Annotated in this window: 26 protein-coding genes; 15 read left to right on the forward strand and 11 right to left on the reverse strand. The window is 60.0% G+C overall.

Going from position 1 to position 25,730, the window contains the following annotated elements; translation table 11 throughout:
- Positions 1–9: 9 nt before the first annotated feature.
- Positions 10–819: an Fpg/Nei family DNA glycosylase gene (locus tag HMPREF2912_RS05930; RefSeq protein ID WP_070533721.1), complete on the reverse strand. Its 810-nt coding sequence runs from the start codon at positions 817–819 to the stop codon at positions 10–12.
- Positions 820–896: 77 nt separating this feature from the next.
- Between HMPREF2912_RS05930 and HMPREF2912_RS05935 the strand changes: the two genes are divergently transcribed.
- The gene (locus HMPREF2912_RS05935; protein WP_070563938.1) at positions 897–2,393 is read left to right on the forward strand and encodes a DUF1846 domain-containing protein; all 1,497 of its coding nucleotides are present in this window, start codon (positions 897–899) and stop codon (positions 2,391–2,393) included.
- A gap of 53 nt (positions 2,394–2,446) precedes the next feature.
- Positions 2,447–3,376 (forward strand): oxygen-dependent tRNA uridine(34) hydroxylase TrhO, encoded by a 930-nt coding sequence (locus tag HMPREF2912_RS05940; RefSeq protein WP_070533722.1) that lies wholly within the window; start codon positions 2,447–2,449, stop codon positions 3,374–3,376.
- On the opposite strand, the gene HMPREF2912_RS05945 is transcribed toward HMPREF2912_RS05940, so the two are convergent.
- The 3 genes from HMPREF2912_RS05945 to HMPREF2912_RS05955 all read right to left on the reverse strand — a co-directional run bounded on the left by HMPREF2912_RS05945 (position 3,373) and on the right by HMPREF2912_RS05955 (position 5,414).
- The gene (locus tag HMPREF2912_RS05945) at positions 3,373–3,855 is read right to left on the reverse strand and encodes a hypothetical protein (RefSeq protein ID WP_070533724.1); all 483 of its coding nucleotides are present in this window, start codon (positions 3,853–3,855) and stop codon (positions 3,373–3,375) included. The genes HMPREF2912_RS05940 and HMPREF2912_RS05945 overlap by 4 nt on opposite strands.
- 11 nt (positions 3,856–3,866) lie before the next feature.
- Complete coding sequence (locus HMPREF2912_RS05950; protein WP_070683559.1) at positions 3,867–4,850, reverse strand: universal stress protein; 984 nt, start codon at positions 4,848–4,850, stop codon at positions 3,867–3,869.
- Between the two features lie 84 nt (positions 4,851–4,934).
- Complete coding sequence (locus HMPREF2912_RS05955) at positions 4,935–5,414, reverse strand: MarR family winged helix-turn-helix transcriptional regulator (RefSeq protein ID WP_070524207.1); 480 nt, start codon at positions 5,412–5,414, stop codon at positions 4,935–4,937.
- A 170-nt stretch (positions 5,415–5,584) separates the two neighbouring features.
- Here HMPREF2912_RS05955 and HMPREF2912_RS12645 point away from each other — a divergent pair, with 170 nt between their 5' ends.
- The 8 genes from HMPREF2912_RS12645 to dnaB all read left to right on the forward strand — a co-directional run bounded on the left by HMPREF2912_RS12645 (position 5,585) and on the right by dnaB (position 13,491).
- Positions 5,585–5,944 carry a DUF5318 family protein gene (locus tag HMPREF2912_RS12645; protein WP_070644730.1) on the forward strand — a complete coding sequence of 120 codons (360 nt, stop codon included), beginning with the start codon at positions 5,585–5,587 and terminating at the stop codon, positions 5,942–5,944.
- 76 nt (positions 5,945–6,020) lie between these two features.
- The gene (locus HMPREF2912_RS05960; RefSeq protein WP_070683561.1) at positions 6,021–8,249 is read left to right on the forward strand and encodes a transglycosylase domain-containing protein; all 2,229 of its coding nucleotides are present in this window, start codon (positions 6,021–6,023) and stop codon (positions 8,247–8,249) included.
- A gap of 62 nt (positions 8,250–8,311) precedes the next feature.
- Complete coding sequence (locus HMPREF2912_RS05965; protein ID WP_070683565.1) at positions 8,312–9,667, forward strand: glycosyltransferase family 87 protein; 1,356 nt, start codon at positions 8,312–8,314, stop codon at positions 9,665–9,667.
- Positions 9,664–9,846 carry a hypothetical protein gene (locus tag HMPREF2912_RS05970; RefSeq protein ID WP_070524214.1) on the forward strand — a complete coding sequence of 61 codons (183 nt, stop codon included), beginning with the start codon at positions 9,664–9,666 and terminating at the stop codon, positions 9,844–9,846. Before HMPREF2912_RS05965 ends, HMPREF2912_RS05970 begins: the two co-directional genes overlap by 4 nt.
- Positions 9,847–9,994: 148 nt before the next feature.
- Complete coding sequence (gene rpsF / locus HMPREF2912_RS05975) at positions 9,995–10,285, forward strand: 30S ribosomal protein S6 (RefSeq protein ID WP_180952128.1); 291 nt, start codon at positions 9,995–9,997, stop codon at positions 10,283–10,285.
- A 51-nt stretch (positions 10,286–10,336) separates the two neighbouring features.
- Complete coding sequence (locus tag HMPREF2912_RS05980; RefSeq protein WP_010187897.1) at positions 10,337–10,927, forward strand: single-stranded DNA-binding protein; 591 nt, start codon at positions 10,337–10,339, stop codon at positions 10,925–10,927.
- A 46-nt stretch (positions 10,928–10,973) separates the two neighbouring features.
- Positions 10,974–11,426, forward strand: coding sequence for a 50S ribosomal protein L9 (gene rplI, locus HMPREF2912_RS05985; protein WP_070524218.1), 453 nt, complete (start codon positions 10,974–10,976; stop codon positions 11,424–11,426).
- A 640-nt stretch (positions 11,427–12,066) separates the two neighbouring features.
- Entirely contained in the window at positions 12,067–13,491 is a 1,425-nt protein-coding gene (gene dnaB / locus HMPREF2912_RS05990; RefSeq protein WP_010187892.1) for a replicative DNA helicase, read from the forward strand.
- Between the two features lie 95 nt (positions 13,492–13,586).
- On the opposite strand, the gene HMPREF2912_RS05995 is transcribed toward dnaB, so the two are convergent.
- The 6 genes from HMPREF2912_RS05995 to HMPREF2912_RS06020 form a co-directional block, all read right to left on the reverse strand.
- Complete coding sequence (locus tag HMPREF2912_RS05995; RefSeq protein ID WP_070563953.1) at positions 13,587–14,438, reverse strand: DUF3037 domain-containing protein; 852 nt, start codon at positions 14,436–14,438, stop codon at positions 13,587–13,589.
- Between the two features lies 1 nt (position 14,439).
- The gene (locus HMPREF2912_RS06000; RefSeq protein WP_070533733.1) at positions 14,440–15,246 is read right to left on the reverse strand and encodes a HipA family kinase; all 807 of its coding nucleotides are present in this window, start codon (positions 15,244–15,246) and stop codon (positions 14,440–14,442) included.
- A gap of 785 nt (positions 15,247–16,031) precedes the next feature.
- Positions 16,032–16,496, reverse strand: a complete 465-nt coding sequence (locus HMPREF2912_RS06005; protein WP_070533734.1) for a VanZ family protein — start codon at positions 16,494–16,496, stop codon at positions 16,032–16,034.
- Between the two features lie 28 nt (positions 16,497–16,524).
- Positions 16,525–17,859 carry an MFS transporter gene (locus HMPREF2912_RS06010; protein WP_070533736.1) on the reverse strand — a complete coding sequence of 445 codons (1,335 nt, stop codon included), beginning with the start codon at positions 17,857–17,859 and terminating at the stop codon, positions 16,525–16,527.
- A 5-nt stretch (positions 17,860–17,864) separates the two neighbouring features.
- On the reverse strand, positions 17,865–20,042 hold the full coding sequence (locus HMPREF2912_RS06015; protein ID WP_070597052.1) for a heavy metal translocating P-type ATPase: 2,178 nt from the start codon (positions 20,040–20,042) through the stop codon (positions 17,865–17,867).
- Between the two features lie 5 nt (positions 20,043–20,047).
- Complete coding sequence (locus tag HMPREF2912_RS06020; RefSeq protein ID WP_070524224.1) at positions 20,048–20,248, reverse strand: heavy-metal-associated domain-containing protein; 201 nt, start codon at positions 20,246–20,248, stop codon at positions 20,048–20,050.
- Positions 20,249–20,395: 147 nt separating this feature from the next.
- On the opposite strand from HMPREF2912_RS06020, the gene trxA reads away from it, so the two are divergent.
- The gene (gene trxA / locus HMPREF2912_RS06025) at positions 20,396–20,758 is read left to right on the forward strand and encodes a thioredoxin (RefSeq protein ID WP_070524226.1); all 363 of its coding nucleotides are present in this window, start codon (positions 20,396–20,398) and stop codon (positions 20,756–20,758) included.
- Positions 20,759–20,915: 157 nt separating this feature from the next.
- On the forward strand, positions 20,916–21,710 hold the full coding sequence (locus HMPREF2912_RS06030) for a PspA/IM30 family protein (protein WP_070524228.1): 795 nt from the start codon (positions 20,916–20,918) through the stop codon (positions 21,708–21,710).
- A gap of 113 nt (positions 21,711–21,823) precedes the next feature.
- Here HMPREF2912_RS06030 and HMPREF2912_RS06035 read toward each other — a convergent pair whose 3' ends face one another.
- On the reverse strand, positions 21,824–23,062 hold the full coding sequence (locus tag HMPREF2912_RS06035; RefSeq protein WP_070561790.1) for an NYN domain-containing protein: 1,239 nt from the start codon (positions 23,060–23,062) through the stop codon (positions 21,824–21,826).
- A gap of 225 nt (positions 23,063–23,287) precedes the next feature.
- On the opposite strand from HMPREF2912_RS06035, the gene HMPREF2912_RS06040 reads away from it, so the two are divergent.
- From HMPREF2912_RS06040 to HMPREF2912_RS06050, 3 genes are read left to right on the forward strand one after another with little or no spacing between them, the layout of a single operon-like run.
- Positions 23,288–23,662 carry a GntR family transcriptional regulator gene (locus tag HMPREF2912_RS06040; protein ID WP_070533746.1) on the forward strand — a complete coding sequence of 125 codons (375 nt, stop codon included), beginning with the start codon at positions 23,288–23,290 and terminating at the stop codon, positions 23,660–23,662.
- Entirely contained in the window at positions 23,659–24,459 is an 801-nt protein-coding gene (locus tag HMPREF2912_RS06045; protein WP_070533748.1) for an ATP-binding cassette domain-containing protein, read from the forward strand. Before HMPREF2912_RS06040 ends, HMPREF2912_RS06045 begins: the two co-directional genes overlap by 4 nt.
- On the forward strand, positions 24,459–25,445 hold the full coding sequence (locus HMPREF2912_RS06050) for a hypothetical protein (protein ID WP_070597051.1): 987 nt from the start codon (positions 24,459–24,461) through the stop codon (positions 25,443–25,445). Before HMPREF2912_RS06045 ends, HMPREF2912_RS06050 begins: the two co-directional genes overlap by 1 nt.
- The last annotated feature ends 285 nt before the right edge of the window (positions 25,446–25,730 follow it).

The raw sequence follows: 25,730 nt of genomic DNA on the forward strand, positions 1-25,730 counted from the left end.
CCTACGAGTCTAGCCCTGGCAGGTAGGGCACCAGAAGAGGTTGCGGCCCTGTATGACCTTCTCCTGTATCTCCGTGCCGCACACATGGCAGGGCTGCCCGGCGCGGCGGTAGACGTAGACCTCGCCACCGTGGTCGTCCTTGCGCGGCTCGCGGCCCATGGCCTCCGGGGTATGGGCTGGGCGGACGGTGTCGATGCGGCCGTGTTCCACGCCGTAATCCATGAGACCTACCAAGTCAGACCAGATTGCATCGAACTCGGCGCGGTCGAGCTGACTGCCGGGGATGAAGGGGGAGAGTGCTTGGCGGAAGAGCGCCTCGGCGCGGTAGATGTTGCCAACTCCGGCGAAGAGGCCTTGGTCCATGAGCATCGCGCCGATACTGCGGCGTGAGGCATGTACCCGGGCCCACAGGGCATCGGGGTCAGCATCCTCACGCAGCGGATCCTGGCCCACCTTCGCCACCTTGGCCTGGTACTCCTCCTCCGTAATGAGTGTGCAGAACTGCGGGCCGCGCAGGTTCGCGGCCATCGTTCCGTTATCGATGCGCAGCCGGATTTGCCCCCACACATCAGCGGAAGGCTCAAAGCGCAGGGACCCAATGAGCCCCAAATGGATGTAAATCACGTGGCGCGGGCTGTCCGCATCGAAGTGGAGGAAGAGGTGCTTGCCAAAGGCTTCGGCGAGGGAGAGGGGTGAGGCGTCGACAAGCGCGGCCTCCGCAGCAAACCTGCCCTGGGGGCTGCTCACAGCCAGCGGCGCGCCGCGAAAGTCCGCATTGAGTGTCCGAGCAAGGCGGTGAATAACGTGTCCCTCAGGCATGTCAGGAAGTCTACGCGGGGGCAGTGCTGCTGTAGACTTTCCGGGTACTACCCGTTGAACGGAAGGGCCTAAATACTATGGGGCGCGCAATCGGTTTTGACCGTGAAAAATACATTGAGCTGCAGTCGGAGCACATCAACGCTCGACGCAAAGAAATCGGTGGGAAGCTTTACCTGGAAATGGGTGGCAAGCTTTTCGATGACATGCATGCCTCCCGCGTGCTGCCCGGTTTTACCCCGGATAACAAGATTGCGATGCTCGAGCGCATCAAAGATGACGTAGAAATCCTCGTCTGCATCAACGCCAAGGACATCGAGCGCCAAAAGATGCGCGGTGACCTGGGGATCCTCTACGAAGACGATGTGCTGCGGCTTGTCGACGTCTTCCGGGGCCGCGGATTCCTTGTCAATAACATCGTCATGACGCAGCTCGAGGACGGCAACAGCCAGGCGGAGGCCTTCATCGAGCGCCTCGAGCGCCTGGGGCTGACGGTGGCACGCCACCGCGTTATCCCGGGCTACCCCGCCAATATCGACCTCATCGTCTCCGAGGAGGGGTTGGGCAAGAATGACTACGTGGAGACCACCCGTGACCTTGTGGTGGTCACCGCGCCGGGGCCGGGCTCCGGCAAGCTGGCTACCGCGCTGTCGCAGGTCTACCACGAGAACGTGCGCGGCGTGCAGGCGGGCTACGCCAAGTTTGAGACCTTCCCCATCTGGAACCTCCCGCTGGATCACCCGGTGAACCTGGCCTACGAGGCAGCCACGGTGGACCTCAACGACGCCAACGTCATCGACCACTTCCACCTCTCCGCGCACGGCGAGTCCACGGTGAACTACAACCGCGACGTCGAGGCCTTCCCGCTGCTGAAGTCCCTGCTTGAGCGCCTGACCGGCACCGTTCCCTACCAGTCCCCGACGGACATGGGCGTGAACATGGTGGGCTTCTGTATCACCGACGACGAGGTCTGCCGCGAGGCCTCCCGACAGGAAATCATCCGTCGCTACTTCAAGACTTTGGTGGAGGAGGCCCGCAACGGCCTCGACTCCACGCAGTCCGAGCGTGCCGCCGTGGTCATGGCGAAGGCCGGCATCAAGTCCACCGACCGCCCGGTGGTGCTCCCGGCGCGGCAGAAGGCGGAGGAGACCGACGGCCCGGCGTCCGCGCTGCAGCTTCACGACGGCATCATCATCACCGGCCGCACCTCCCCACTTCTGGGCTGCTCGGCGGCCACCTTGCTCAATGCGCTCAAGCACCTGGCGGGCATCGACGATGACCTGCACCTGCTCTCGCCGGAATCCATCGAGCCGATCCAGACGCTGAAGACCAAGCATCTGGGTTCGCAGAACCCGCGCCTGCACACCGACGAGGTGCTCATCGCACTCTCTGTCTCCGCGGCCAAGGACGAGAACGCCCGCCGCGCGCTCGACGCACTGAAGGAACTCGAGGGCTGCGATGTCCACACCACCACCATCTTGGGTTCCGTGGATGAGGGCATCTTCCGCAACCTAGGTGTCCTGGTGACCTCCGATCCGGTCTTTGCCCGCAAGAGCGCGCTGTACCAGAAGCGCTGAGACTCCACCGAAAAATTGGGGATCTTGCCATTAGCAGGCCTAGACTTGCGGGCGTGACTATTGGCAAGATTCTCCTCTACTACTGCTTTACTCCCATTGAGGACCCCACCGCGATCATGCTGTGGCAGCGTAACCTCTGCGAGAAGCTCGGGCTGAAGGGCCGCATCCTCATTTCGGAGCACGGCATCAACGGCACCGTGGGCGGGGACATGGAGGCCTGCAAGCGCTACGTGCGCGAAACCCGCGAGTACCCGGGCTTCAAGAAGATGGAGTTCAAGTGGTCCGAAGGCGGTGCGGAGGATTTCCCGCGCCTCTCGGTTAAGGTGCGCGATGAGATCGTGGCCTTCGGCGCGCCGGGTGAGCTCAAGGTGGATGAGAATGGCGTCATCGGCGGCGGCGTTCACCTCAAACCCGAAGAGGTCAACAAGCTAGTAGAAGAGCGCGGCGAGGAGGTCGTCTTCTTCGACGGACGCAATGCCATGGAGGCGGAAATCGGCAAGTTTAAGAATGCCGTGGTGCCGGACGTGCGCACGACGCATGACTTCATCGCCGAAATCGAGTCCGGAAAATATGACTGGATGAAGGACAAGCCCGTGGTCTCCTACTGCACGGGCGGCATCCGTTGCGAAATCCTCTCAGCGCTGATGAAGAACAGAGGCTTCAACGAGGTCTATCAAATCGACGGCGGCATTGTGCGCTACGGCGAAAAGTACGGCAACGATGGCCTGTGGGAAGGCTCGATGTACGTCTTTGATAAGCGCATGCACCACGAGTTTGGCCAGGGCCTAGAGGATCCGGGCTTCATTCAGCTGGGCCACTGCGTGCATTGCGGGGCGGGAACCAACACGTTCCATAACTGCATTAATGAGGACACGTGCCGTAAGCAGGTGCTCATCTGCGATGACTGCATCCAGCATGTGGAAACACAGCACTGCGGCCGGCCGGATTGCGCCGAGGTGGCAGCCGCCCAGGCGCAGGGCTAGTTTTCGATAACCGGGGCGAGCAGGATCTGGATATCGTTGATACACCAGATCATGAAGTTGCCGGCCATGACCCAGAAGATGGCCATCCAACCGCGCCAGCGCACATAGGCCTTGAGCTTGCGCACCATGATGACGGCGCAGCCGATCATGCCGATGAAGGGGATGATCAGCGTCGTCGTGGCGAACACGGTGCGCTGGGTCCTCGTGCAGAGCCAGGCGGCATACTCGGCGCGGAGGCAGTTGGTCGTGGTTCCGGCGACTTTAAAGATGCCCGCGAGGAGAAGCGCATAGAGCGCTGAGCCGATAAGGATGGCAATCATAAACCACAGAGCTTGGCGCGAGGAGCGGCGGTTGGCTTCGGCGACGGCGAGGGGGTCGGGTTCGTCGGCAAGCTCGTCAAATGTGCGGGGCTCGGGGCGAGGCAGGTTCGTATAGTCCGCGTCGGACGTGAGATCGTTTTCGGGGTGCTCAGCTGCCATGGTCTGCCAGTCTAACGCGCTTCGGCGGTGTAGGTGCTGGGGCAGACCAGCACGGGCACGCCCAAGTGCGGGAGCAGCTCGGTGGCGGTGCTGCCGATGAAGACGCGCTCGATGGGACCCATGGGGTCGGAGCCTAAGCAGAGGAGGTCGCCCTTCTTCCACTTCAGCGAGTCCACCGCGCCGGACCAGCCATGGCCGCTGCCGATGGCCGTCGTGACCGAAAGCTCGGGGTAGGCATCCGCGATGAAATCGTGGGCCCGGTCCAACAACGAAAGCGAATGCTCGCGCCAATTGGGGGCATCGGAAGGAAAGGTGGGGGAGTATTCGAGGGGGACGTCGACAAGCCCCTTGGCTGAAAACGCCAGGATGCGCAGGGGGATACCGCCGCGCTGCGCAATGCAGGCCGCGTGCATGAGAGCGGGATCATCGGCGCGGCCAAGATCGGTGAAAGCAAAGTTAATGCGGGTGATGCCGTGCTTAGACAGCTTGATGCCGCGCGGAGTCAAGCCCACCGGAAGCGGCGCATAGTGCAAAAGCGCATCGGCGGTAGAGCCCGAGAAGAAACGGCCCTTGGGTGCGGATTGGTTTGCGCCGAGGAGGATGACGCTCGCGTTAAATTCCTTGGCCGCCTCCTCCAAGAGCTGCGGGCGCGAGGGCCCTGCGATGAGAACGGAGACATTCTTATCGAGCTGGGACTTGTCCACCCCAGCCGCGTTCAATGCCTGTTTGACGGCCCGCTCGCAGGCGGCGCGCTCCTTCTTGAACCACTTTTTATAGGAACCGGTGAGCTTGCTGAGCGACGTCACGGTGAGTGGTTGCGAAATAGTAGATACCACGCGGATCTGAACGGGCGTGGAACGCGCGATCCACGCGGCAAACTCGATAGCTTCCGTGCCGGTGGAGCTGGGGCTCCACGAAACAAGGACGCGGAGCGGAGGGACCGTGGCGTCTGGGGTGCACTGTCCTTCCGCGGGGTGTGAAGAATTCTTAGCCATTCATCAAAAGGTTCGGGGTCGTTTTATTCATTATCGGCCCTTCACGCCTTAAAATAAAAATCCGCTCTACCGGCGCTTTTTGGTCTATTTTCCTTCCATGATTGGCCGGTAGACATCGGCCAGCTTGGAGATCAGGTTAACCAGGGAGTTGGCATCCTTGATGTCGTCCGGATCGAGCCAACGCAGGATCTCTGCCAAAGCCGCCGCACGCTGGCGAGAGACGATGGTCAGCTCGGATTCACCGAGCTGGGTAAGGGCGACGAGGACACCGCGGCGGTCCTTCTCGTCGCGGTGGCGTTCCACGAAACCTTGGCGTTCCAATTGGTACAGCGCATTGGAGGCGGTAGGCATCCGGATGAGCTCTGCCTGGGCGATGGTGCTCACGCGCGAAGGGCCGCGCATGCGCAGCTGGTTCATGATGGAGACCTGCGACGTGGTGAGGGATGTGCCCTCTGTCGTGCGCTGGAAAATGAGCATGAGTTTGTTGAGCGCGGGCTGGATCTGGCGGGCGACTTCCAGGGCATCCTCGTAAGGGATCGGGGATTCGATAGTTTCTTCACTCATGGAAAATAAGTGTAGCTAGTAATCCCACGGAGCGGTAGTTAGCCGATTAAAAAATTTGGTTTCGCACCGCGAAGTACTATGAAAGGGTCTAGATTGTTGACGCCGCCGGCACTACACTGTCCGGCGTGAATTCTCCGTCAAAGGCAGAGTCTGCAAAGACAAGGCTAGAAGTGGCCTACCGCAACGAAGTCTCTTATGAATGGGAGCGTGCACAGCATCTGCGTGAGCTTCGCGCGGGAAAGGTGACGCGGGAAGAGCTATGTGATGCCGACTTTCTCCTTCGCGCGGCGGCGGAACACCATGGCGTCGACATGCGCAAGCCGTGCCCGGTGTGTGAATCAGACATGCGGCTGACCCGTTGGGTTTATGGAGATGCTTTAAAACGCCGGGCGGGAAGTGCGCGGAGCGCTGCGGAAATTGCGGACATGGCCGCAGAAGGGCTGGAATTTACCGTGCATTTTGTGGAAGTGTGTCCGGCGTGCCGCTGGAATCATCTGCTTCGAGCTGCCACGGTCTATGCTCTAGGGTAGTTTTGGCTTCCCAGTTCACGCCGGTAAGCTGCATGTATTTACAGTTTCTGTACAGGATTGATGAGGACACGGATCAGTGACCGAAAAGGAAACCTCCGGGCGAAAGTCAGGTAATCGCAGGAAGAGCACCTCACAGAGCGCTCAGCGTTCGTCCGGCCGCAAGCGCCGCTGGCCGTGGATCGTGCTGGCTGTTTTGTTTGTACTAGTGGGCATTCCTGCCCTGCTCTTCGGCTACGCGTATACGCAATACGACGTCCCCGGGCCCAAGGAGCTGCAGCCGAGCCAGATCTCCACCATCGTCGCCGGCGATGGTGAAACTCAGCTGGCCAAGCTCGTTCCACCGGAAGGCAACCGCCGTCAGGTGACGTTGGATGAGATCCCGGATTACGTAGAGGACTCGGTCCTCGCCGCCGAGGACCGTGAGTTCTGGACGAACTCGGGCTTTTCCTTCACTGGTCTGGGCCGCGCCGTCTTGGGCAAGCTCACGGGTGATAGCACCGCCGGTGGTGGTTCCACCATCACCCAGCAATACGTGAAGAACACTCTGGTGGGTGACGAATACTCCTACGTCCGCAAGATCCGTGAGCTCATCTATTCGGTGAAGATGACCAATGAGTGGGCCAAAGAGGACATCCTGAACGCCTACCTCAACACCGTCTATTTCGGCCGCAATGCCTACGGCATCGAGGCTGCCTCCAATGCCTACTTCAATAAGGACGCCAAGGACCTCACCGTGGAGGAAGGCGCCATGCTCGCCGGCCTCATCCAGTCCCCATCGGTCTTGGATCCGTGGGTGGATGAGGAACGCTCGCAGAACCGCTGGAACTACGTCATGGATGGCCTGGTTGAGATGGGCGATCTGGATGCGGCTGAGCGGTCCCAGATGGCTTTCCCGGAGACCCGTGATCCAAGCGAATACTCCGCCTACACCGAGGCACCCGGTGCTTATGGGCACATCAAGAACCAGGTCACTGATGAACTGGCGCGTGTGGGTATTACCGAGGATCAGCTGGCCACCGGTGGCCTCAAGGTGACCACCACTATTGACATGACCGTGCAAAACGCGTCAACCGACGCCGCCCACGAGCAGCTTGGAGTGCTGCAGGAGGACGCCCGCGCCGCCGCCGTGACCATTGACCCGGCTACGGGTGCCGTGCGCGGCTACTATGGCGGCGATGATTCTGGCGGCTGGGATTATGCCAATTCCCCGCTGCAGACAGGCTCAACCTTCAAGATTATGACCCTGGCCGCAGCACTCCAGCAGGGCATCGATCTCAATACTTATTACTCCTCGGCGCCCTACCAGCTGCCAGGATCGCAGATCGTGACCAACGACGTGGGTGGCGGCTGCGGTAGCTGCTCCATCGCTGAGGCAATGAAGAAGTCTTATAACACGTCCTTCCTGCGCCTCCAGGATGACTTGGAAAACAAGACGCAGGACACCGCGGACATGGCCCATGCATTGGGCGTTGCGCGCAGCCTGCCGGGGATTGAAAAGACCCTGACAGAGAACGGCGGTACGCCGTACGAAGGCATCGTGCTGGGCCAGTACCAGTCCCGCCCCCTCGACATGGCGACCGCTATGGCTACCTTGACCAACCAGGGTGTGTGGCACCAACCGCACTTCGTGCAGAAGGTTGAAAACGCCAACGGCGAGGTTCTTTATGAGAACCCGACCGACGGCGGTGAGCGCCGTGTCTCCGCCAACGTGGCTAATAACGTTATTTCTGCGATGCAGCCAATTGCCGCATGGTCGAATGGCGCGCTAGCTGGCGGGCGCCCGTCTGCGTCTAAGACTGGTACCACGCAGCTGGGTGACACCGGTCAGAACAAAGATGCGTGGATGGTCGGTTCCACGCCCCAGCTGGCCACCGCAGTGTGGGTAGGCACGGCCGACAACACCTCCGCGATTTTCAATCAGTGGGGCGGCATCATGTACGGCTCAGACGCACCGACGAAGATCTGGAAGTCCATCTTGGATACCTCTCTTGCTAACGTCGAGCAGCAGACCTTCCCGCAGGCCTATCCGATCAACTACGGCGTCGGCAGCTGGGGTTCGGGCTATGTCTATGACCCGAGCCAGACCACGACGTGGGACCAGACCCCGGCAAGCCCGGAGGGCGAAGCCGCTGAGGGCGAGGGCGAGGCAAAACCAGAGGAAGGCCAACACCATGACGAGGGGCATGGTGATGCCCCGGCGCAGCCGGCCCAGCCTGAGCAACCGGCTCAGCCCGCCGATCCTGAGGTCCCCTCGCTGGATGAGATTCTCAATGGAGATGGCCTCGACCAACTACTTGGCCAATAGGAGACTGATCCCTGGTGAGCCAACACACGACTTCTCAGCTAGTCCCTCTCTCTTCTGAGTCGATGGCCCGCGGCGCCGTCGACGCCCTGGGCGGGCCGACGGGGCGTTTTGCTCGCTCGGCCCACTCCGGGTGGTGGACTCCACTGCGAGTGATCATCACGCTGGCGTGGACATTCCTGGCGTTTGGGTTCTTGAGTAAGGCAACCTGTGCCGGTAGTCGCAGGGGCGAGGATGGCCTCATTAGCCTGAATTGGGACGGTAACCGTCAGTACACGTCCTTCTGCTACAACGACATCATCCCGCTCTACGGGGGCCGTGGACTAGACCAGCCGGGCTTCCCCTATGCCTATTCCTGGGTTGAGGGGGATATCACGCGCTACATGGAGTACCCCGTGTTGGCTGGCATGTTCCAGGGCGCCGTCGCTTGGCTGGCGCGCACCACCTACCCGGCCGTCGAGTGGATTGGGATTGCCGATGTCAGTTGGTACTTCGGGCTGACCGCGCTCATCATGTCCCTCGTGTGGGTAGGCACCGTGGTTATGGTCTTCCAGCTCACGGGCAACCGGGCGTGGGACACCGTCCTCATGGCAGCTAGCCCCCTCGTGGTCATGCATGCCTTTACCAATTGGGACATCCCGTCGGTGGCGTTCATGGTCGGCGCCCTGCTTGCGGTGACCAAGCGTAAGAACTGGCTCGCCGGCATCCTCATCGGGCTCGGCACGGCCTTTAAGCTGTGGCCCCTGTTTATTCTGGGTGCCTTTCTGGTGCTGGCCATCCGCAACAAGCGCTGGTCGCCGTTCATCAAGATGTTCGTGGCAACTATTGCGACGTGGCTCGTGGTGAACCTTCCCGTGGCGGTGGCCTACCCCGAAGCTTGGCGCGAATTCTTCCGGCTCAACCAAGAGCGTGGGGCGGAGTGGACCACGATCTACGCACTCCTGACTCGCGTTACGAACGTGAGCTTTGAGGCCGAATTCCTCAACACCTTCTCCCTCGTGGCCTTCCTTGTGAGCTGCGCAGCAATCGCCGTCATGGGGCTTAAAACCCCGCGTGCGCCGCGGGTGGCTGAGATGATCTACCTCATCATCATGGCCTTCCTTATCTTCAATAAGGTGTGGTCGCCGCAATACTCGCTGTGGCTCATTGTCCCGGCGCTCTTGGCGCTGCCACGGTGGCGCCTCATCTTTAGCTGGGCGCTTGCCGACGCCCTCCTCTGGCCCATCCTCACCTGGCACATGCTCGGCTCGGAGAACAAGGGCCTGCCGCACGAGATGCTGGACATCGCGGTGATCACCCGGGATGGTTTCATCATCGCCATCGGCGTGCTCATCATCCGTCAGATGTGGGGCAAGTCGGAAGACAAGGTTCGTGCCGCGCACGGTGGCAGGGATCCACTGGCGGGGGACTTTGCGCGATGACCATAACAATCGTGGGCATCATCTCCATCACGATAGGTTTCTTGTGCGTATTGGGTGCCTATTACCTGTTTCAGCGTTCTGAAGACCGAACCTGGCCCATCATGCTGGGGTTGCTGGCTCTGCTTTTCCTTACGGTGATACCTGCGAGTTCGGCAATCTTCGTCGCCGCGACTCACTAGGGGGCGGCCGAGGAGACAAGGGATTTCCTTTTCCGCCGGTCAGTGCGGTACTGTGTGAGGGTTGCTTGACGCAACAGACCCTCCTGCCATATCCGCAAAGGTGATATGGCCGATACCAATTACTAGACCATAGGAGGTGATGAGGTCCGTGCGTCACTACGAAGTCATGATCATTCTGGATCCCAATCAGGATGAGCGCACCGTAACCCCGTCCCTAGACAAGTTCCTCGAAGCAATCCGCAAGGATGGCGGCAAAGTCGAAAAGGTTGACGTGTGGGGCAAGCGCCGTCTTGCATACCCGATCAACAAGAAGGAAGAGGGCATCTACGCAGTCGTGGATCTGGAGTGCGAATCCCACTCCGTTCTCGAGCTCGATCGCCGTCTGAACCTGAACGACTCCATTCTGCGTACCAAGGTTCTGCGCACCGACAGCAAATAGCGGATACTGGGTTTCGAGCAATCCACGTAACCGATATTAAGGAGTAAAGACATGGCTCAGGGAGATACCAATATCACGGTCGTTGGCAACATTGTCGCCGACCCGGAACTGCGCTTCACCCCGGCGGGTGCCGCAGTGGCAAATTTCCGTGTTGCCTCCACCCCGCGTCGCTATAATCAGCAGACTTCCCAGTGGGAGGATGGCGAGGCCATGTTCCTCACCTGCAACGTGTGGCGCCAAGCCGCAGAAAACGTTGCGGAGACCCTGACCAAGGGCATGCGCGTTATTGTTACTGGCCGTTTGCGTCAGCGCTCTTACCAGACTCGTGAGGGCGAGAACCGTACTGTCTTTGAGATCGAGGTCGATGAGGTCGGCCCGTCCCTGCGTTATGCAACCGCTCAGGTAAACCGCAAGTCCGGCAACGGTGGCGGAAACTATGGCGGCGGCCAGCAGCAGGGTGGTGCTAACTACGGCGGCGGCAACCAAGGCGGTTTCTCCGGAAACCAGGGTGGTTTCTCTGGAAACCAGTCCCAGTCTTCTGCCCCGCAGCAGTCCCAGCAGTCGGCTCCGAGCAACGATCCGTGGAATTCGGCACCCCAAGCGGGAAGCTTTGGTGGTGCGGATGCAGAACCCCCGTTCTAAGACTGTCACGCAAGTATTCATTTAACTCAATTGAAAGGCAGGGATCATGAAGCTGATCCTCACCGCTGCCGTTGAGAACCTCGGCGCCCCCGGCGAAATTGTAGAGGTTAAGGACGGCTACGGACGTAACTACCTGCTTCCGCGCGGCCTGGCAATCGTTGCCACCCGCGGTGCTGAGAAGCAGATCGAGGGCATCAAGCGTGCCCAGGAAGCTCGCGCAATCCGCGACCTGGACCATGCACGCGAGATCCGTACCCAGCTGGAGGAGCTCAAGGACGTCAACGTCCCCGTGAAGACCTCCGAGTCCGGCAAGCTCTTCGGCTCCGTGTCCGCAGAGGACATCGTGAAGGCCGTTGCCGCCGCTGGCGGCCCGAAGCTGGACAAGCGCATCGTTGTGCTTCCCAAGGGCCTGGTCAAGAAGACCGGCAACTACCAAGTCGAGCTGAAGCTGCACGCTGACGTTATCGGCAAGGTGAACTTCTCGGTCGTCGCTGCCTAAGAACTAAGGCGCACGACGGTCACCCTCCGTCCAGCCGCGTGTGAGGCGCGGCGATGGTACGCCAGTAAGTGACCCTCAGACAACAGCAAGGTTTAAGGCCGTGCTCCTCCCACTATGTGAGGTGGTGGAAGGTGTACGGCCTTTAGCCGTTTTAGGCATGCGGGGTGGGGAATCGTCGCCAAGCACGGCATGTGGATAACTCGCGGAACCTGTGGATAAACCTGCGTGCAGTTTACAGTGAGTTTACTCACGCCGCCTTTTGTTAACCCGCAGGTAGCGCCTATTTCGGGTTGAAGACCCTACTTTTTCACGGGTTTTGTGCGTATATTCACACCTCGAAAAACAGGCTCTGACCTGCGGTAATTATCTGTGCTGGTCACAAGCTTGCAGAGTTATCCACAGGACTGACCTCGTGCTTTGCGGAGTTTTCGTCCGCTGAGCTGGTAATTCCACAGGGATCTGTGGATAACTGTGGGAGTTATGCCCAAGGGGCAGTGTCCATTGCCTCGGCTACACTGTTGTGTACTACGCGCGGTTGCCGCTTGGCACTGCCTTAAAGCCTGGCCGTCCGGCGCGGATAGAAGCTGAGATTTTCAGGGGCGGTCAGGGTGGGATCGATGAACGGTGGGATTGATGGACAATGACTAATGCCAGTTTTGATGACGATCAGGTTCCACCGCCGCCTGAACCGGTAGAGGAGGAACCCCGCCGCTCCTACCGTCAGGAGGAGCCGAAGCGTTACGGCGAATTCCGCCAGCCACCCGCGGACCGGGAAGCGGAGCAGGGCGTTCTTGGCGCTATGCTCTTGAGCCCGAACACGGTGATGGAGGTCATTGAAGAGCTAGAGCCGGAGGATTTTTACTACCCCGCGCACACGCTCATCTATCAGGCCATGATTGACCTCTATGCCGCGGGCACCGATATTGATGCGGTGATCGTGGCAGCTCGGCTCGATCGCTACAACAACCTCGAGCGGGTCGGCGGCGCGCCCTATCTGCACACCCTGCTGGCCACGGTGCCGACTGCCGCCAACGCTCGCTACTACGCGGAGATCGTGGCGGAAAAGGCGGTGCTGCGCAAGCTGGTCGACGCCGGAACCAGAGTTGTCCAGCTCGGCTTCCAAGGTTCCGAGGACATGGAGATCGAATCGGTTCTGGACCGCGCCCAGCAGGAAGTCTTCGCGGTGGCACAGAAGAAGACCACCGAGGACTACCGGGCACTGAGCGATCTTATCGATCCCACTATCGACGAACTCGCCGCCCTGCAGCAAAACGGTGTGGAATCGGGCGTGCCCACCGGGTTCATCGACTTGGATAACCTGACCAATGGCTTGCGCGCCGGCCAGATGATTATCGTCGCCGCCCGCCCCGGCGTGGGCAAGTCAACGCTCGCCATGGACTTCATGCGCTCGGCATCTCTGCAGCACAACAAGACCTCCGTGGTGTTTTCCTTGGAGATGTCCGCCTCGGAAATCGTCATGCGCTTGCTGTCGGCGGAGGCGGAAGTGAAGCTGTCGGATATGCGCGGTGGACGCGTATCGACTGAGGACTGGGCAAAGATCGATGACACCCTCAACCGCATCCAGGATGCGCCCCTGTTCATCGATGATTCCCCGAACCTCACCATGATGGAGATTCGCTCGAAAGCCCGCCGCCTCAAGCAGCAGCACGGGCTCGACCTCATTGTGCTGGACTATATGCAGCTGATGTCCTCGGGCAAGAAGGTGGAGTCCCGCCAGCAAGAGGTTTCGGAGTTCTCCCGCCAGCTCAAGCTGCTGGCCAAGGAGCTCGAGGTCCCGCTCATCGCGATTTCCCAGCTAAACCGTGGCCCAGAGTCCCGTACCGATAAGAAGCCACAGCTGGCGGATCTGCGTGAATCCGGCTCGCTCGAGCAGGACGCCGACATGGTTATGCTCCTGTATCGCCCGGACTCACAGGACCGCGATGATCCCCGCGCCGGTGAGGCGGACATCATCTTGGCAAAGCACCGTGGCGGACCGATCGACACAGTGAAGGTGGCGCACCAGCTGCACTACTCCAAGTTCGTCAACATGGCGCATGGTTAAATCACAGGTCCACCACGGCGTTGGGGTCACCCAACCGTGGGCTGAGAATGACTAAGACTAGGACCTGACTTTCCAGGTACGGGGGAGCGTGCTTTTTAAGAGGCTAAGCGCCTATTGAGTGAGGCTGCATGCTGCGGAATTTCTTCCATCGTCAGCATCGAGATATCGAGATCGCCACAAAATTCACGGAACTGCTGGTAGTTCTTCTTCTGCGCTGACGAGTTCGGCAATGTGGTGACAGCGACGATATCCAATTCGCGAGGAACAGAGATTAAAGTCTCACCAGCAGTAAGCTCACCGCCCGCCTGCTGCAACTTGTCCACCTTGAGCGTCCAAGAATCAATGGCCGCGCGCGTGATATTCGCATCAGAAGACCGGAAGTTAAATGCCTGATTAAGCTCGATAACTTCCTCATCATCGACAACCGCCAAAGTTAGATCCAGCTCGCGCCGGGCAACTTGGACGTCGGCGTCAAAGATGGTTGCTTTTTCCAGGCTTGGGAGTTGCTCGTATTGTTTGCGGATAAAGCGTCGTACCTGTCTGACGTCTTGTTGATGCTTGCCGGTGGGGGCTTCGCCAATGAGGGTCGAAAACAGTAGGTCGGTGGCCTCATTGAGGTTTGCAGCGTCCATGCTTTGCATGGGGTGAACCTTGATGAGGTTGTTCCAGTGTCCGCTAATGAATTCGAGATAGCTCGACAGCGTGTGTTGCCCGTCAAGGTTGAGCGGCTCGGTTGTCGTTGTCAGCTTCTTGAGGTCGGCTTTGAAATGTTGCAGGGCTCGCCGGATGGCCTCGGGAAAGTCGGAATCGTGGTGGATACCGCGGTCGGAGCGGAAATGATTCTTTGTTTCGCCTGTTGCGGCATCGATGACGATGACACCGACGCCGATCGTGGTGATGCCCATGGGGCGGGGAACCACGCTTACGGTCCAGTAGTCGAATCTCATGTCATTGTCCTTTGCGGTGTTTGTACGAGCGTAGGAGCTCCCGAGCGTAGTCCTTGCGAGAGAGGACGTAGTTCATGAGTTTGTCAGTCTCATGCGCAGGTATTGCCCATTCTATTGGTAGTGCTTCTTGCAATTCTTCTCGTAGGGTGGTGTCGAGGTTGTCGAGTGCGTTGATGGCTTTGTCCCACGAGCTGTTGGGAATTTCGGTGCGCAGTAGAGGAATGCGTGCGGTGCCGCCTGCGCGTTCTGGCGGGGTTAGTTGCCAAGGGTAGGGCTCCGAGTCGAACCAGAGCCCGTGGTCGATGGACCAGATGGAGTTATCGTCATCGTTGTCCGTGAGGATTTGGAGGTCTTCCTGAACATTGCACAACAACCACAGTGCTATCAGCTTCGGGATGTGGTTGTAGTTGGCGTCGTCGTTAACGTAGGGGATGACTCCGAACCCTTGGTGCAGTGTAGCAGTGTGGAGATTGAGCGAGCCGAAGAGTGGAGTCCCGGTGAGCCTGTATCTCCATATTGATTCTCCAATCATGTGTCCGTGTAGTGACTCGGGGACGTAGATAATTTTCCATGGGCGGATGTGGGCGCCCAGGCGCAGACCGACGATGCTTGCAGCAACTTCGTTGACTACGGCTTCGCGCCCATGGTCACTTTCTATGCGTTTGCACCAGTATTCGTTGCCGTCGTCGGCCTTGCCGAGGAACGGCCGGGTGCCAGTGTGGAAGGCGACTCTTCCGGGGATTTGTAGGTAGGTCTTTTCTTCACGGCTGCGTCGGGCATCGATAGAGATGACGTTGTTGGTGTTCATTGCAAAGCCTTTGCGAGAGGGGTGAGCGGAGTACAAGCCTGCGGGTCTAATGGGAACAGGAAATTTGGGCGTAGTTGCCTATTCGGGGATTATCTGTGTCTACCGCGGCCGTTTTGTGGTCGTGAGGTTTAGAGCGCCAGTAGTGGCGGCTACGACCGATGGGATGAGGATTAGGGTGCTCAGTTCCGTAGTGAGTGTTAGCCTGAACGCGACGATTCCAGAGACGATGCCGAGGGCTAGGAGGATAACACTGTAGATATCGATGACCTTTTTGAGCGTGATGAATCGGGTTTGGACCTATTAGCCTGAGTCCGGTTCTTGAGCGTCACGGGTCTTTTCCTCCTTTTGGATTTTCAGAATAGTCCACTTTTTGTTGGTGCGACCATTCTTTGTGACTTTGTCCTCACGGATTTTGAGGTTGTATGAATCAGTTCCATTGAGGTTGAGACCTTCCACCATCGAAACAAGTCGAAGCGCGCTAGTTGACGTCAAACCAAACTTAGATCATGGGTGGATGAGAAATGTCACTCTTAACACCTCAATATCGTCATCGCAGCATTAGCCAGGGCACACCTGATGGAAACCCGCAGTGGTTACTCCAACAAACGCCTCGTGAGAACACTCAAGAAATACCGCAACTTTTGATTCGTTGTTGGCGGCGAAACCGTCCACGCCGCCGTACCACCTCCACTCGGCCTCACCGTCACCATCCAAGCAATCACCGGCCAAGAACTCTCGCACTAAGTTGGTCTAAGTCGGGTTCGTCAACATGGCGCACGGTTAAATTACAGGTCCACCACGGCGTTGGGGTCACCCAACCGTGGGCCGAGAATGACTAAGACTAGGAAGACGGCTGCTGCGGCGAGTGCGAGCCACCGCCACACGGGGAAGAAGCGCTCGCCACACAGCCGGGCAAACCCTGCTCCGATCAGCGCGCCGAGGGTATTGAAGATGAGGTCATCGATATCGGTGCGCCCCAGGGCGAAGGCGTACTGTGCTGTCTCCAGCGCCAGGCTCAGCGCGAAGCCCCACGCGGCCGTGGCCTTGAGTGAACGGCACATGCTGAAGACGAGCATTCCGAAGGGAATGAAGAAAGCGGTATTGCCCGCGTACTCAAAGAGCGGGCCAAACCAGGTGCCGCCGGAAAACTCATCGAGCGGAACCAAGCGCAGATCGCGGACACGCTGGTTCTCTGGCTTCCAGAGGTAACCAATCTGAAAGAAGGACTTCAGCGTAGTCAGCGCAACCATGACCGCGACCCACGCGCCAAGGGCGACCCTATTGAGCAAGGGTCCTACCCTTGAATTCTGGCAGGGTCAGCGCCGCGACAGCGGCGGTGCCAAAGGCTGCCGCAAAGAGTACGAAGAGCCAGCCCGTGCCCGCCACCGCGATGAGCGGCGGAACGATGAGCGGCGCCAAGATGGATGCGAGCCTGCCGAAGCCGGCGGCAGCACCCGTACCGCGCCCGCGCAGCGCGGTGGGATAGAGCTCGGGGCCGATGGCGTACAAAGCACCCCACGCGCCCAGGTTGAAGAAGGACAGCAGGCAACCGGCCAGGATGATCGTGGCCTCGGTGCTGGCAAAACCATAGAGACCTGCGGAAAGCGCGGAGCCCACGAGGAAGGTAGCCAGCGTGGTGCGGCGCCCCCATACTTCGATGAGCCAGGCCGCGGCGGCGTAGCCGGGCAGCTGGGCCAGGGTGATAATCAGCGTGAAGCTGAAGGACTTCACCAGGGAGAATCCGTCGGCGACCAGCAGCGAGGGAATCCAGATGAAGGCGCCGTAGTAGGACAGGTTGACGCAGAACCAGATGGTCCATAGTGCCAGCGTGCGCCCGCGCAGGGACGGCGACCAGATACTGGCGGCGGTGACGTCTTCCTCGGAGTAGGTCGGTGCCGGGGGCGTGCGGTCGATGTCCGTCGAGTCCACCTCGGCCTCAAAGGAGGCGACGATCTCCTCTGCCTCCTCGTGGCGGCCTTTCGACTCTAGGAAGCGCACCGATTCCGGCAGGTGGAGGCGTACGAAAAGTGCATAAAGGGCGGGGACCATGCCGAGCGCGAGCGCCCAGCGCCAGCCGCTTTCCGACGCCCCCACAACAAACGTTCCAACTACCGCGGCCAGGATCCAGCCCACCGCCCAGAAGGCCTCCAGCAAGACCACCATGCGCCCGCGGACCTTGAGCGGGGCGAACTCGGAGATCAGCGTGGAGGCTACCGGCAGCTCGGCGCCCAGGCCGAGTCCGATGAAGAAGCGCAGGACGATGAGAAGCGTGAGGCCCGTCGCCAGGGCGGAAGCACCCGTGGCGAGGCCATAGACCAGCAGGGTCAAGGCAAAGACGTGGCGGCGGCCGAACTTATCGGCCAAAAGGCCACCAAAGGTAGCACCTAAGGCCATGCCGATGAAGCCCACGGACGCCAGCCATGAGGATTGGGTCGGCGTGATTCCCCAGTGCACGGCCAAAGCGGCCATGATGAAGGAGATGAGGCCCACGTCCATGGCGTCGAGAGCCCAGCCAATGCCGGAACCGAAGAGGAGACGTTTGTGTTTTCCAGTGACGGGAAGGCGGTCGAGCCTCTCCGTGCGAGAGATAGAGCGATGATCAAGACGATTCATGCAGGCTAAGCATACTCTGCGGAGTGAAAGCTTTTCAGGCGCAAAGAATTACTGACTACAAAAACCGAACTCAACGCCATGGCTATACCCGCGAAAAGGGGGTTGAGCAGGCCAAAAGCGGCAACAGGTAGAAGAATAATATTATAGGCGAAGGCCCAAAATAGGTTGCCCTTGATGATGCGCAGGGTGGCCCGCGCCAGGCGTACGGCATCGGCGACGGAACGTAGGTCGTTATTCATTACCGTGATATCGGAGGCCTCGATGGCGACATCGGCCCCAGCACCCATCGCGATGCCGAGGTCCGCCTGTGCGAGTGCCGCGGCGTCGTTCACGCCATCGCCCACCATGGCCACGGTCTTTCCTTGCTGCTGAAGCTGGGCTACAGCGTCCACCTTGTCAGAGGGCATCACCTCTGCTGTCACGTTGGCTTCATCAATGCCAACGGCTCGCGCCACTGCGTGTGCTGCACCTGCGTTGTCGCCCGTGAGCAGATGGGGTGTGAGGCCGAGATCCTGGAGGGCGGAGATGGCGGCGGCTGCGGACTCCTTAACGCGGTCCTGTAGCTCGATGGTTCCCACCACGTCATCCGCCACGTAGACGCCGACCTGCGTCCCAGTGCCGTCGTAGCCCGCGGGTGGGCGTCCCACCCGCACGCGCGCGCCGTCGACGGTCGCTTCGATCCCTTGGCCTGGCAGCTCGCGGTAGTCCTCGGCTGCAGGGATGTCGCCGTCGTAAGCCGCGCGGATGGCCCGCGCGATGGGGTGCTCGGAGCCCTGCTCCGCGGCGGCAGCAAGACGGAGAACCTTCTGCTCTGAGTGCCCCGCAGTGGCCTGAACCGCCGCTACTGACATCTGGCCTTCGGTGATGGTGCCCGTCTTATCTAGAACGATGGTGTCGATCTGGCGGGTCGATTCCAAAATCTCCGGGCCCTTGATGAGGATTCCCAGTTCGGCGCCGCGCCCGGTGCCCACGAGGATTGCGGTGGGCGTCGCCAAGCCCATGGCGCAAGGGCACGCAATGATGAGGACGGAGACGGCGGCCACGAAGGCCGGGGCAACTCCGCCGACCCACAGGTGAGCCACGAGCGCGAGGATAGCGATGCCGATGACGATGGGAACGAAGACAGCGGCGATTCGGTCGGCGAGGCGCTGCACCGGGGCCTTCGAGGTCTGGGCTGCGGTGACGAGCGCGCCCATCTGGGCAAGGACGGTGTCGGAGCCGACGCGGGTGGCGCGCACCTCAAGCCGCCCGGAGGTGTTGATGGTTGCGCCCGTCACCGTGCTGCCGGGTGAAACCTCAACCGGTAACGATTCGCCGGTGAGCAGGGATTCGTCCACGGCTGAATGGCCGGTGAAGACCACGCCATCGGTGGCGATCTTCTCACCGGGGCGAACCACAAAAACATCGTCTACATGGAGATCACTGGCAGGAATACGGGTTTCGGTGCCGTCGCGAAGCACGGTGGCTTCTTTAGCCCCCATAGTCAGCAGCGTGGTGAGCGCCTCGGAAGAGCGCCCTTTAGCCTTGAGCTCAAACCAGCGCCCAAGCAGCAGGAACGTAATGACCATCCCCACTGATTCGAGGTAAATGTGGTCCATCTGCGCGTCATTGGAACGCAGCGTCATATGCATGGTCATGCCGGGCATGCCGGCGTTGCCGAAGAAGAGCGCGTAGAGCGACCAGCCAAAGGCGGCGGTGGTGCCCAGCGTGATGAGCGTGTCCATCGTGGCGGCGCCGTGCTTCAGGTTGGCCCACGTGGCGCGGTGGAAGGGCGCGCCTCCGATGACGTAGACGAGCGTTGTGAGTACCAGGCAGGCCCATTGCCAGTTCTGGAATTGGAGGGCCGGGACCATGGAGAGGAGCATCACGGGCAGCGAGAGCGTCGCAGAGACGAGCGTGCGCTGCAGGATGTCGGAAGCCTCACCCTCGCGGGCGGTGTCCGCCGTGCTTGCCGACGCCTCCCCCTCATCGTCCACCGCAAAAGCCCCGTAGCCCGCGCCTTCGACGACGTCGATGAGATCGGCGGGGGTCGTCGTCGCTGGGTCATAGCTTACGGAGGCAGATTCCGTGGCGAAGTTGACCGTGGCTTCGACGTTGTCGAGCTTGTTGAGCTTGCGTTCCACCCGGGATGAGCAGGAGGTGCAGGTCATCCCGGTGATACCGAGAGTGAGGCTGGTGGTCATGATGCTTAGGCCAACTCGTAGCCGGCTTCGGTGATGGCGGCGGCGACCTGGTCATCGCTAAAGCCCTCACCAGTCACGGTGACGGCGCCGGTGGTGTGGTCAGCGGTGACGTCGGTGACGCCCTTGATCTCCGAGATCTCTTCCTTCACGGAGAGTTCGCAGTGGCCGCAGGTCATGCCGTTAACGGTGTAGGTGGTGGTGCTCATGGTCGTGATCAGACTCCTTAAGTAGTGGGTAGATACACCGTTGAGCGTATACCCCCTAGGGGTATAGGTGCAAGGAATAATTGAGCCTTGTGTACCGTTGAGAGTTGAAAGAACCTACAAAGTTCCCCGAAACAGATAGGAAGAGACATGGCAACGATTGACATCACTGAAGAGACGTTCCAGGAGACCATCTCCGGCGATGGCATCACCCTCGTGGATGCCTGGGCGGAATGGTGCGGTCCGTGCAAGCGCTTCGGCCCGGTCTTTGAGAAGGCATCCGAGGAGCACCCTGATGCCACCTTTGCCAAGTTGGATACCGAGGCAAACGAGGAGCTGGCTGCGAAGCTGCAAATTAACTCCATCCCGACGTTGATGGTTTTCCGTGACGGCATCTTGGTTTTCCGCGAGTCGGGTGCATTGCCGCCGGCAGCCCTGGAAGATCTCATTAGCCAAGTCAAGGCTCTCGATATGGATGAGGTCCGCGCCCAGGTGGAGAGCCAGCAGGCCTAATAATTCCGGATAGTTCGTCTATAAGGCGGTCGAGATAGACCGCTGTGCGCGCTTTCCTGTGAGTATCGCTACACTCGCAGGAAAGCGTCTTTACATATAAAGCACTAACGAGCGCTGCATTGATTACTGCTGCAGGAACCACTAAGGAGTGAGCGCAATGGCAAACCCATTCAGCAAAGGTTGGAAGTATGTGATGGCTTCTTTCGATCAGAAGATCGATGAGAACGCTGATCCCAAGGTTCAAATCCAGCAGGCCGTGGAAGGTGCAAAGGAACAGCACCGCCAGATTTCCGAGCACGCAGCGGAGATTATCGGCCGCAAAACCCAGCTGGAAATGCAGCTCAACCGCCTAGTGAAAACTCAGAAGGACTACCAGGATCAGACGCGCCGGGCCTTGGAGTTGGCGGACGCTTCCGAGGATCCGCAGAAGGCCGCCGAGTACAACCAGGCAGCGGAGGTTGTGGCGAGCCAGCTGGTCGCCGTAGAAAATGAGCTGGCGAATCTGAAGTCCCAGCACGAGGCTGCCGCGCAAGCGGCGGAGCAGGCAAAGGCCCAGCAACAGCAGTCGGAGGCCCGACTGAAGGAGCAGCTCGCGCAGGTGGACCAGTTGCTGTCCCAAGCCGATCAGGCGGCGATGCAGGAGAAGAACGCTGAGGCTCTGGACTCCATGAATGAGCTCAAGCCGGATGACTCGACGCCTACGATGGATTCGGTACGCGCCAAGATTGAGAAGCGCTACGCTGATGCGCTCGGCGCCCAGGAGCTGCACCAGGCAGCTGGTGGTAGCCGGATTCAGGAGATTTCGGCGGCGGGACACGATATGGCCGCTATGTCCCGCTTGGATGAGATCCGCGCTGAGATGGCCAAGAACAAGGAGCTGGAAGGCTCATCCTCCAAGACCATAGAGGAGCTCGAGGCCGGCGCCGAAGCCAAGGACGCTGAGGATAAGTAGTAGCCAGCGCGAAAAGGGGCCTTCTGGAGCAGGCCGCATTCTGCGGCCAGGGGATTTCACCACCCCGCGCTCCAGAAGGTCCCTTTATTAAGGTCCCTGTGCGCCTCGACGGTCTAGCTGCCCTGGCGGCGGATATTGATAAGCACGCCGCGGATGCCGGAGTGGAAGCCATCGCGGAGGTTCACGCGCTGGGTTTCGGTGAGCGTGTACTCGTGCAGAGTCTCGCAGGCGAACTGTAGCAGCGGACGGTCGATCTCCGGCGGCAGACCGCCGCCGGAAAGGAGATGGGCTTGGTCGCGCTGATCGGCGCTCGCGGCGTTGTCGAACCACCACGAGGCATATTGCTGCCCCACGTCAAAGGGGGACTGGAAGCCGGCGGAGCTCCACACTTCCTCGGGGAGGGGAACATACTTCGAGCGCAGCTTGCGGCGCGGCGCCATCATCGACGGCTTGGGCGCGGCCGGTTTGGGGGCAGGCTTCGGGGCTTCGGAGCCCGTTTCCTCTTCTGCGTCCGCGGGCTTCTGATCCGCGGCGCTGGGCTTTGTGGCTTGTTCGCCGCAGGGGGCGGGCTCCTCTTCGTCGGCGGGGGCGCTCGGTGCTGCCGACTCTGGGTGCGAGGCGGTGGCAGCCACGTCTTGCGCCGCGGCGGAAGGTGTTGCCGGCCCAGGCTTTGGCGCAGAGGGGAAGGCAGCTTGTGCTTCGGTAGGTTCGTCGCACTCTGGGGCGTCCTCGGTGGCGGAATCGCTAGCGTCTTCGCTTCCTTCTCCGGTGCTCTGGGGCTCGCGGATGGTCGGCGGCAGCGGGCCTTCAAGGACCTCGAGCTCCATCGCGTCGGCGAAGTCCTCCCGCGGATCGAGGATCGTGGTGGAGTCGCAGGCATGGCGCAGAGCTGAAGACATGGAGTCCCAACCGAAGCCATAAAGGTGCACGCGCACACCGTTGTTCACGGCTTCCTGGACCCCGGGAATCATGTCTGCGTCGCCGGAGACCAAGACGAAATCCGTGACTTGGCCCTTCATGGCGGAAACGATCATATCGGCGACGAGGCGGGTGTCCACGGCTTTCTGGGTTCGCCGTTCGCCCCATTCGATGAGTTGACCGGTGCGCAATTGGACGCCATCGCAGACCCGCAGCGCTCGCTGGTAACGGTGGGGGCCGGTATCGGGGATTCCGTCGTACCAGTATTGGCGGTGGATGGGGTTGCCTACTTGGTTCTCAATCATGGAACCAAGGGAGCTGACTACTTCGGGTAAATCAATCTCTAGCTGGGCGCGGGCCCCCGTCTCCCAAGAGTTATAAAAGCTGGCCAGTAGGTATGACGTGTCAACGAAGACAAGTGTTCGTTCAAGCATGGCTCCTAAATTCCGTTCTATTTCTTCTAACTAATTTTCTAGGGTCACTTCTGTGAGATCTTCCAGCCTAGGGCCGGTGTAGTCCAGTGTGCCCCATTAGTCACAAAACGTCGATAACCCCGAGGAAATTCCCAGGTCAATGGCGTTGCCCAAGGGGGGCTTGCGAGGGTTTCGGTGTGGTTATATGGTTAGTTACATGAGTAACCAACCAACGAGGAGGCCGGCATGGACAACTCTGCCCAGCCGCTCTTCCGGCAGATAGCGGTGCTCATCGAGGACGCCATTATTGAGGGCACTCTCGCCGAGGGTGCGCAGGCGCCATCCACTAATGAACTTGCCGCCTTTCATAGCATCAACCCCGCCACTGCCCGCAAGGGGCTGACCCTCCTCGTAGATCTAGGAATCCTGGAAAAGCGCAGGGGGATAGGAATGTTTGTCACCTCAGGTGCAGCCGAGAAGATCCGCGCGCGGCGTCGCCAAGAATTCGCGGCCGAGTACGCCGCGCCGCTTATCGACGAAGCCGTGCACCTGGGCTATACCCGCCAGCAACTCCACGACCTCATCGACCTTGTCGCAGAAAGCCGAGGACTCTACTCATGATTTCCACTCCGCACTTCACCTTCAGCGACGGCCTTACGCACGGCCTCGTCGGCCCCAATGGCATTGGCAAAACCACCTTGATGCGTAAAATCGCCGGTCAGCTGAATGCTTCCGGCATCACCGTCGATGGTGACAAGCCTTACGACAATGAAAAAGTCCTCAACAAGATCGTCCTCATGGGCATTGATAACCCCCTGCCTGAAGGCTGGAATATGAAGAAGGTCTTCACGGTATGCAGCCTGCGCTGGCCCACCTGGAACAAGACGCGCGCCGCGGAACTGGTCGAGCGCTTCGAGCTTCCGATGAAGAACTACTCGGGCCTCTCCCGCGGGCAAAAGTCCGCGGCGAGCTTCATCGTTGCGGTGGCTTCGGGGGTGCCGTACATGCTTCTCGACGAGCCCTATCTCGGCCTCGACGCTTCCAAGCGGGAAGTATTCTATGAGGTCTTGCGCGAAGAGCATGGTCGCACCATTATCGTCTCCACCCATCACCTCAACGAGCTTTCCGGTTTGCTTGATACCGTAGCCCTGATGGGGGAGAACCCGCTCTCCGGCCCCATCGATGAGTTTATCGAGGGCGTCGTCCAGCTCACCGGCTCTGCCGAAGCCCTCGACCGCGCGTTGGGGCGCTTGCAGCTCCCGGTGCTCGAGCGCGAAACCTCCGCCGTGGCGGACCGAGCGCTTGTCGACGCCCGCCCCAACCACACCGCCAACGTCTTTGCCATGGCTCAGGAAATGGGGCTGCGTGCCACCGAGGTATCCCTCGAACAGGCAGTTCTGGCATTGGGGGAGGCGTGATGAAGCTGTATAGGCATATGGCGCTGAGCTGGAATAGCCTCTTCTTTGCCCTGTGGTTCGTCGTCTTGCCGGTGATCGGGATGGGCAGCGGGCGAGGGTGGGCCATCGGCTACTCACTCTTTATGGTGCTTACGGTCTATCTATCCCAGCCTGATTTCTCCCGCTATCTCACTTTTGGCCTCAGCTCGCGTATGTGGAACGGGCACCGGCGCATCAATGCCACCCTGACGCTTTTACTGATTCTTGTTAGCGCGCCCTTCGCCTTTCCATGGTGGACTCTCATCGCGCCGGGGCTCATGTGGGCAGTGTGCATGGTGAAGCGCGTCGAGCCATCGCGCATGACCGCGAGCTCCCTCATCGTAGGTAGCGATGGTGATTCTTCGACGGGCTGGTTCTCAGCGTCCCCGGTTTCGCAAATTGTGGTGCGCCCCCAGGTACGCGCGTGGATGTGGACGGCGATCGGCTTCGCCCTCGCGATCGCGGTGAATCTCGTGTTGATCAAGCTGTGGGATACCGGCGTGGGCATTGTGGGTGTCATTGTTATATTGATTGTCCTGCCGCTCGTCGCTGATTCAATCCGCAGCTCACTCAAAGATGCAGTGGCCTTTGGACTGCCGCGCGGTGCCTGGGCCAAGGCAACTTTGCTGTGCACGGCAATCCCCGTGGTCCTATCGGTCTTGGCCGATCTTGTATCCATGATGTGGACCGGCAATCCAGCCGGGTTCACCATCGTGTGTCTTGCTACAACCTCGCTACTTCTAAGTTTTGCCATTACCGACAAACTGACGTGGGTCTATACCACTGCGCTAGCGGGAGTAATCGCCGCACTGTTCATAGCGTGGCTTATCAATCCCAGCGTTGCGATGGGGTGGGCGCTGACAGGGATGGCAACTATCTACGTCGTGTGGGTTGCCGTATATCCCCGGATGGCCAAGAAGACCAACGTGTTTAGCCCGGGGCTCATGGGCTGGTTTGGGGCACGCTGAGCGCCAACCAATGTCTGCGTAAAAAGCTTGTCTTTGTGCACTTCAAGAAGGGGCAAAAACCTTCATTGAAGTGCATATTTGTGTTTTTTCAAGGCCGTGTGTAACTTTATATGAGTCAGCGCGACCGACAGCGCCCCACAGGAACAGAAGTTCTTGGAGAGAGGCGGTAGGAAAACAGGCCCTGACAACAAATATTTTCTTTACTCGCAGTACTGCGTACCGCCAAAGGCGTTCCGTATGACTGTGTGGTGACGATGTTTGAGAACTCAATAGTGTGCCAATGTA

Origin of the sequence: Corynebacterium sp. HMSC056E09 (genome assembly GCF_001813425.1) — a bacterium.
Classification (GTDB): Bacteria; Actinomycetota; Actinomycetes; order Mycobacteriales; family Mycobacteriaceae; genus Corynebacterium; species Corynebacterium hesseae.

What these genes read in the sequence shown, in the direction of transcription:
- trxA (WP_070524226.1), top strand. Translation starts at nt 20,396, where the DNA reads ATGGCAACGATTGACATCACTGAAGAGACGTTCCAGGAGACCATCTCC.
- HMPREF2912_RS05955 (WP_070524207.1), bottom strand. Translation starts at nt 5,414, where the DNA reads ATGAGTGAAGAAACTATCGAATCCCCGATCCCTTACGAGGATGCCCTG.
- HMPREF2912_RS05945 (WP_070533724.1), bottom strand. Translation starts at nt 3,855, where the DNA reads ATGGCAGCTGAGCACCCCGAAAACGATCTCACGTCCGACGCGGACTAT.
- HMPREF2912_RS05980 (WP_010187897.1), top strand. Translation starts at nt 10,337, where the DNA reads ATGGCTCAGGGAGATACCAATATCACGGTCGTTGGCAACATTGTCGCC.
- HMPREF2912_RS05950 (WP_070683559.1), bottom strand. Translation starts at nt 4,850, where the DNA reads ATGGCTAAGAATTCTTCACACCCCGCGGAAGGACAGTGCACCCCAGAC.
- HMPREF2912_RS05930 (WP_070533721.1), bottom strand. Translation starts at nt 819, where the DNA reads ATGCCTGAGGGACACGTTATTCACCGCCTTGCTCGGACACTCAATGCG.
- HMPREF2912_RS06050 (WP_070597051.1), top strand. Translation starts at nt 24,459, where the DNA reads ATGAAGCTGTATAGGCATATGGCGCTGAGCTGGAATAGCCTCTTCTTT.
- HMPREF2912_RS05995 (WP_070563953.1), bottom strand. Translation starts at nt 14,438, where the DNA reads ATGAGATTCGACTACTGGACCGTAAGCGTGGTTCCCCGCCCCATGGGC.
- HMPREF2912_RS06005 (WP_070533734.1), bottom strand. Translation starts at nt 16,496, where the DNA reads ATGGTTGCGCTGACTACGCTGAAGTCCTTCTTTCAGATTGGTTACCTC.
- HMPREF2912_RS06030 (WP_070524228.1), top strand. Translation starts at nt 20,916, where the DNA reads ATGGCAAACCCATTCAGCAAAGGTTGGAAGTATGTGATGGCTTCTTTC.
- HMPREF2912_RS06045 (WP_070533748.1), top strand. Translation starts at nt 23,659, where the DNA reads ATGATTTCCACTCCGCACTTCACCTTCAGCGACGGCCTTACGCACGGC.
- HMPREF2912_RS05965 (WP_070683565.1), top strand. Translation starts at nt 8,312, where the DNA reads ATGGCCCGCGGCGCCGTCGACGCCCTGGGCGGGCCGACGGGGCGTTTT.
- HMPREF2912_RS06015 (WP_070597052.1), bottom strand. Translation starts at nt 20,042, where the DNA reads ATGACCACCAGCCTCACTCTCGGTATCACCGGGATGACCTGCACCTCC.
- rplI (WP_070524218.1), top strand. Translation starts at nt 10,974, where the DNA reads ATGAAGCTGATCCTCACCGCTGCCGTTGAGAACCTCGGCGCCCCCGGC.
- HMPREF2912_RS06000 (WP_070533733.1), bottom strand. Translation starts at nt 15,246, where the DNA reads ATGAACACCAACAACGTCATCTCTATCGATGCCCGACGCAGCCGTGAA.
- HMPREF2912_RS05970 (WP_070524214.1), top strand. Translation starts at nt 9,664, where the DNA reads ATGACCATAACAATCGTGGGCATCATCTCCATCACGATAGGTTTCTTG.
- HMPREF2912_RS05935 (WP_070563938.1), top strand. Translation starts at nt 897, where the DNA reads ATGGGGCGCGCAATCGGTTTTGACCGTGAAAAATACATTGAGCTGCAG.
- HMPREF2912_RS06035 (WP_070561790.1), bottom strand. Translation starts at nt 23,062, where the DNA reads ATGCTTGAACGAACACTTGTCTTCGTTGACACGTCATACCTACTGGCC.
- HMPREF2912_RS06020 (WP_070524224.1), bottom strand. Translation starts at nt 20,248, where the DNA reads ATGAGCACCACCACCTACACCGTTAACGGCATGACCTGCGGCCACTGC.
- dnaB (WP_010187892.1), top strand. Translation starts at nt 12,067, where the DNA reads ATGACTAATGCCAGTTTTGATGACGATCAGGTTCCACCGCCGCCTGAA.
- HMPREF2912_RS06010 (WP_070533736.1), bottom strand. Translation starts at nt 17,859, where the DNA reads ATGAATCGTCTTGATCATCGCTCTATCTCTCGCACGGAGAGGCTCGAC.
- HMPREF2912_RS06040 (WP_070533746.1), top strand. Translation starts at nt 23,288, where the DNA reads ATGGACAACTCTGCCCAGCCGCTCTTCCGGCAGATAGCGGTGCTCATC.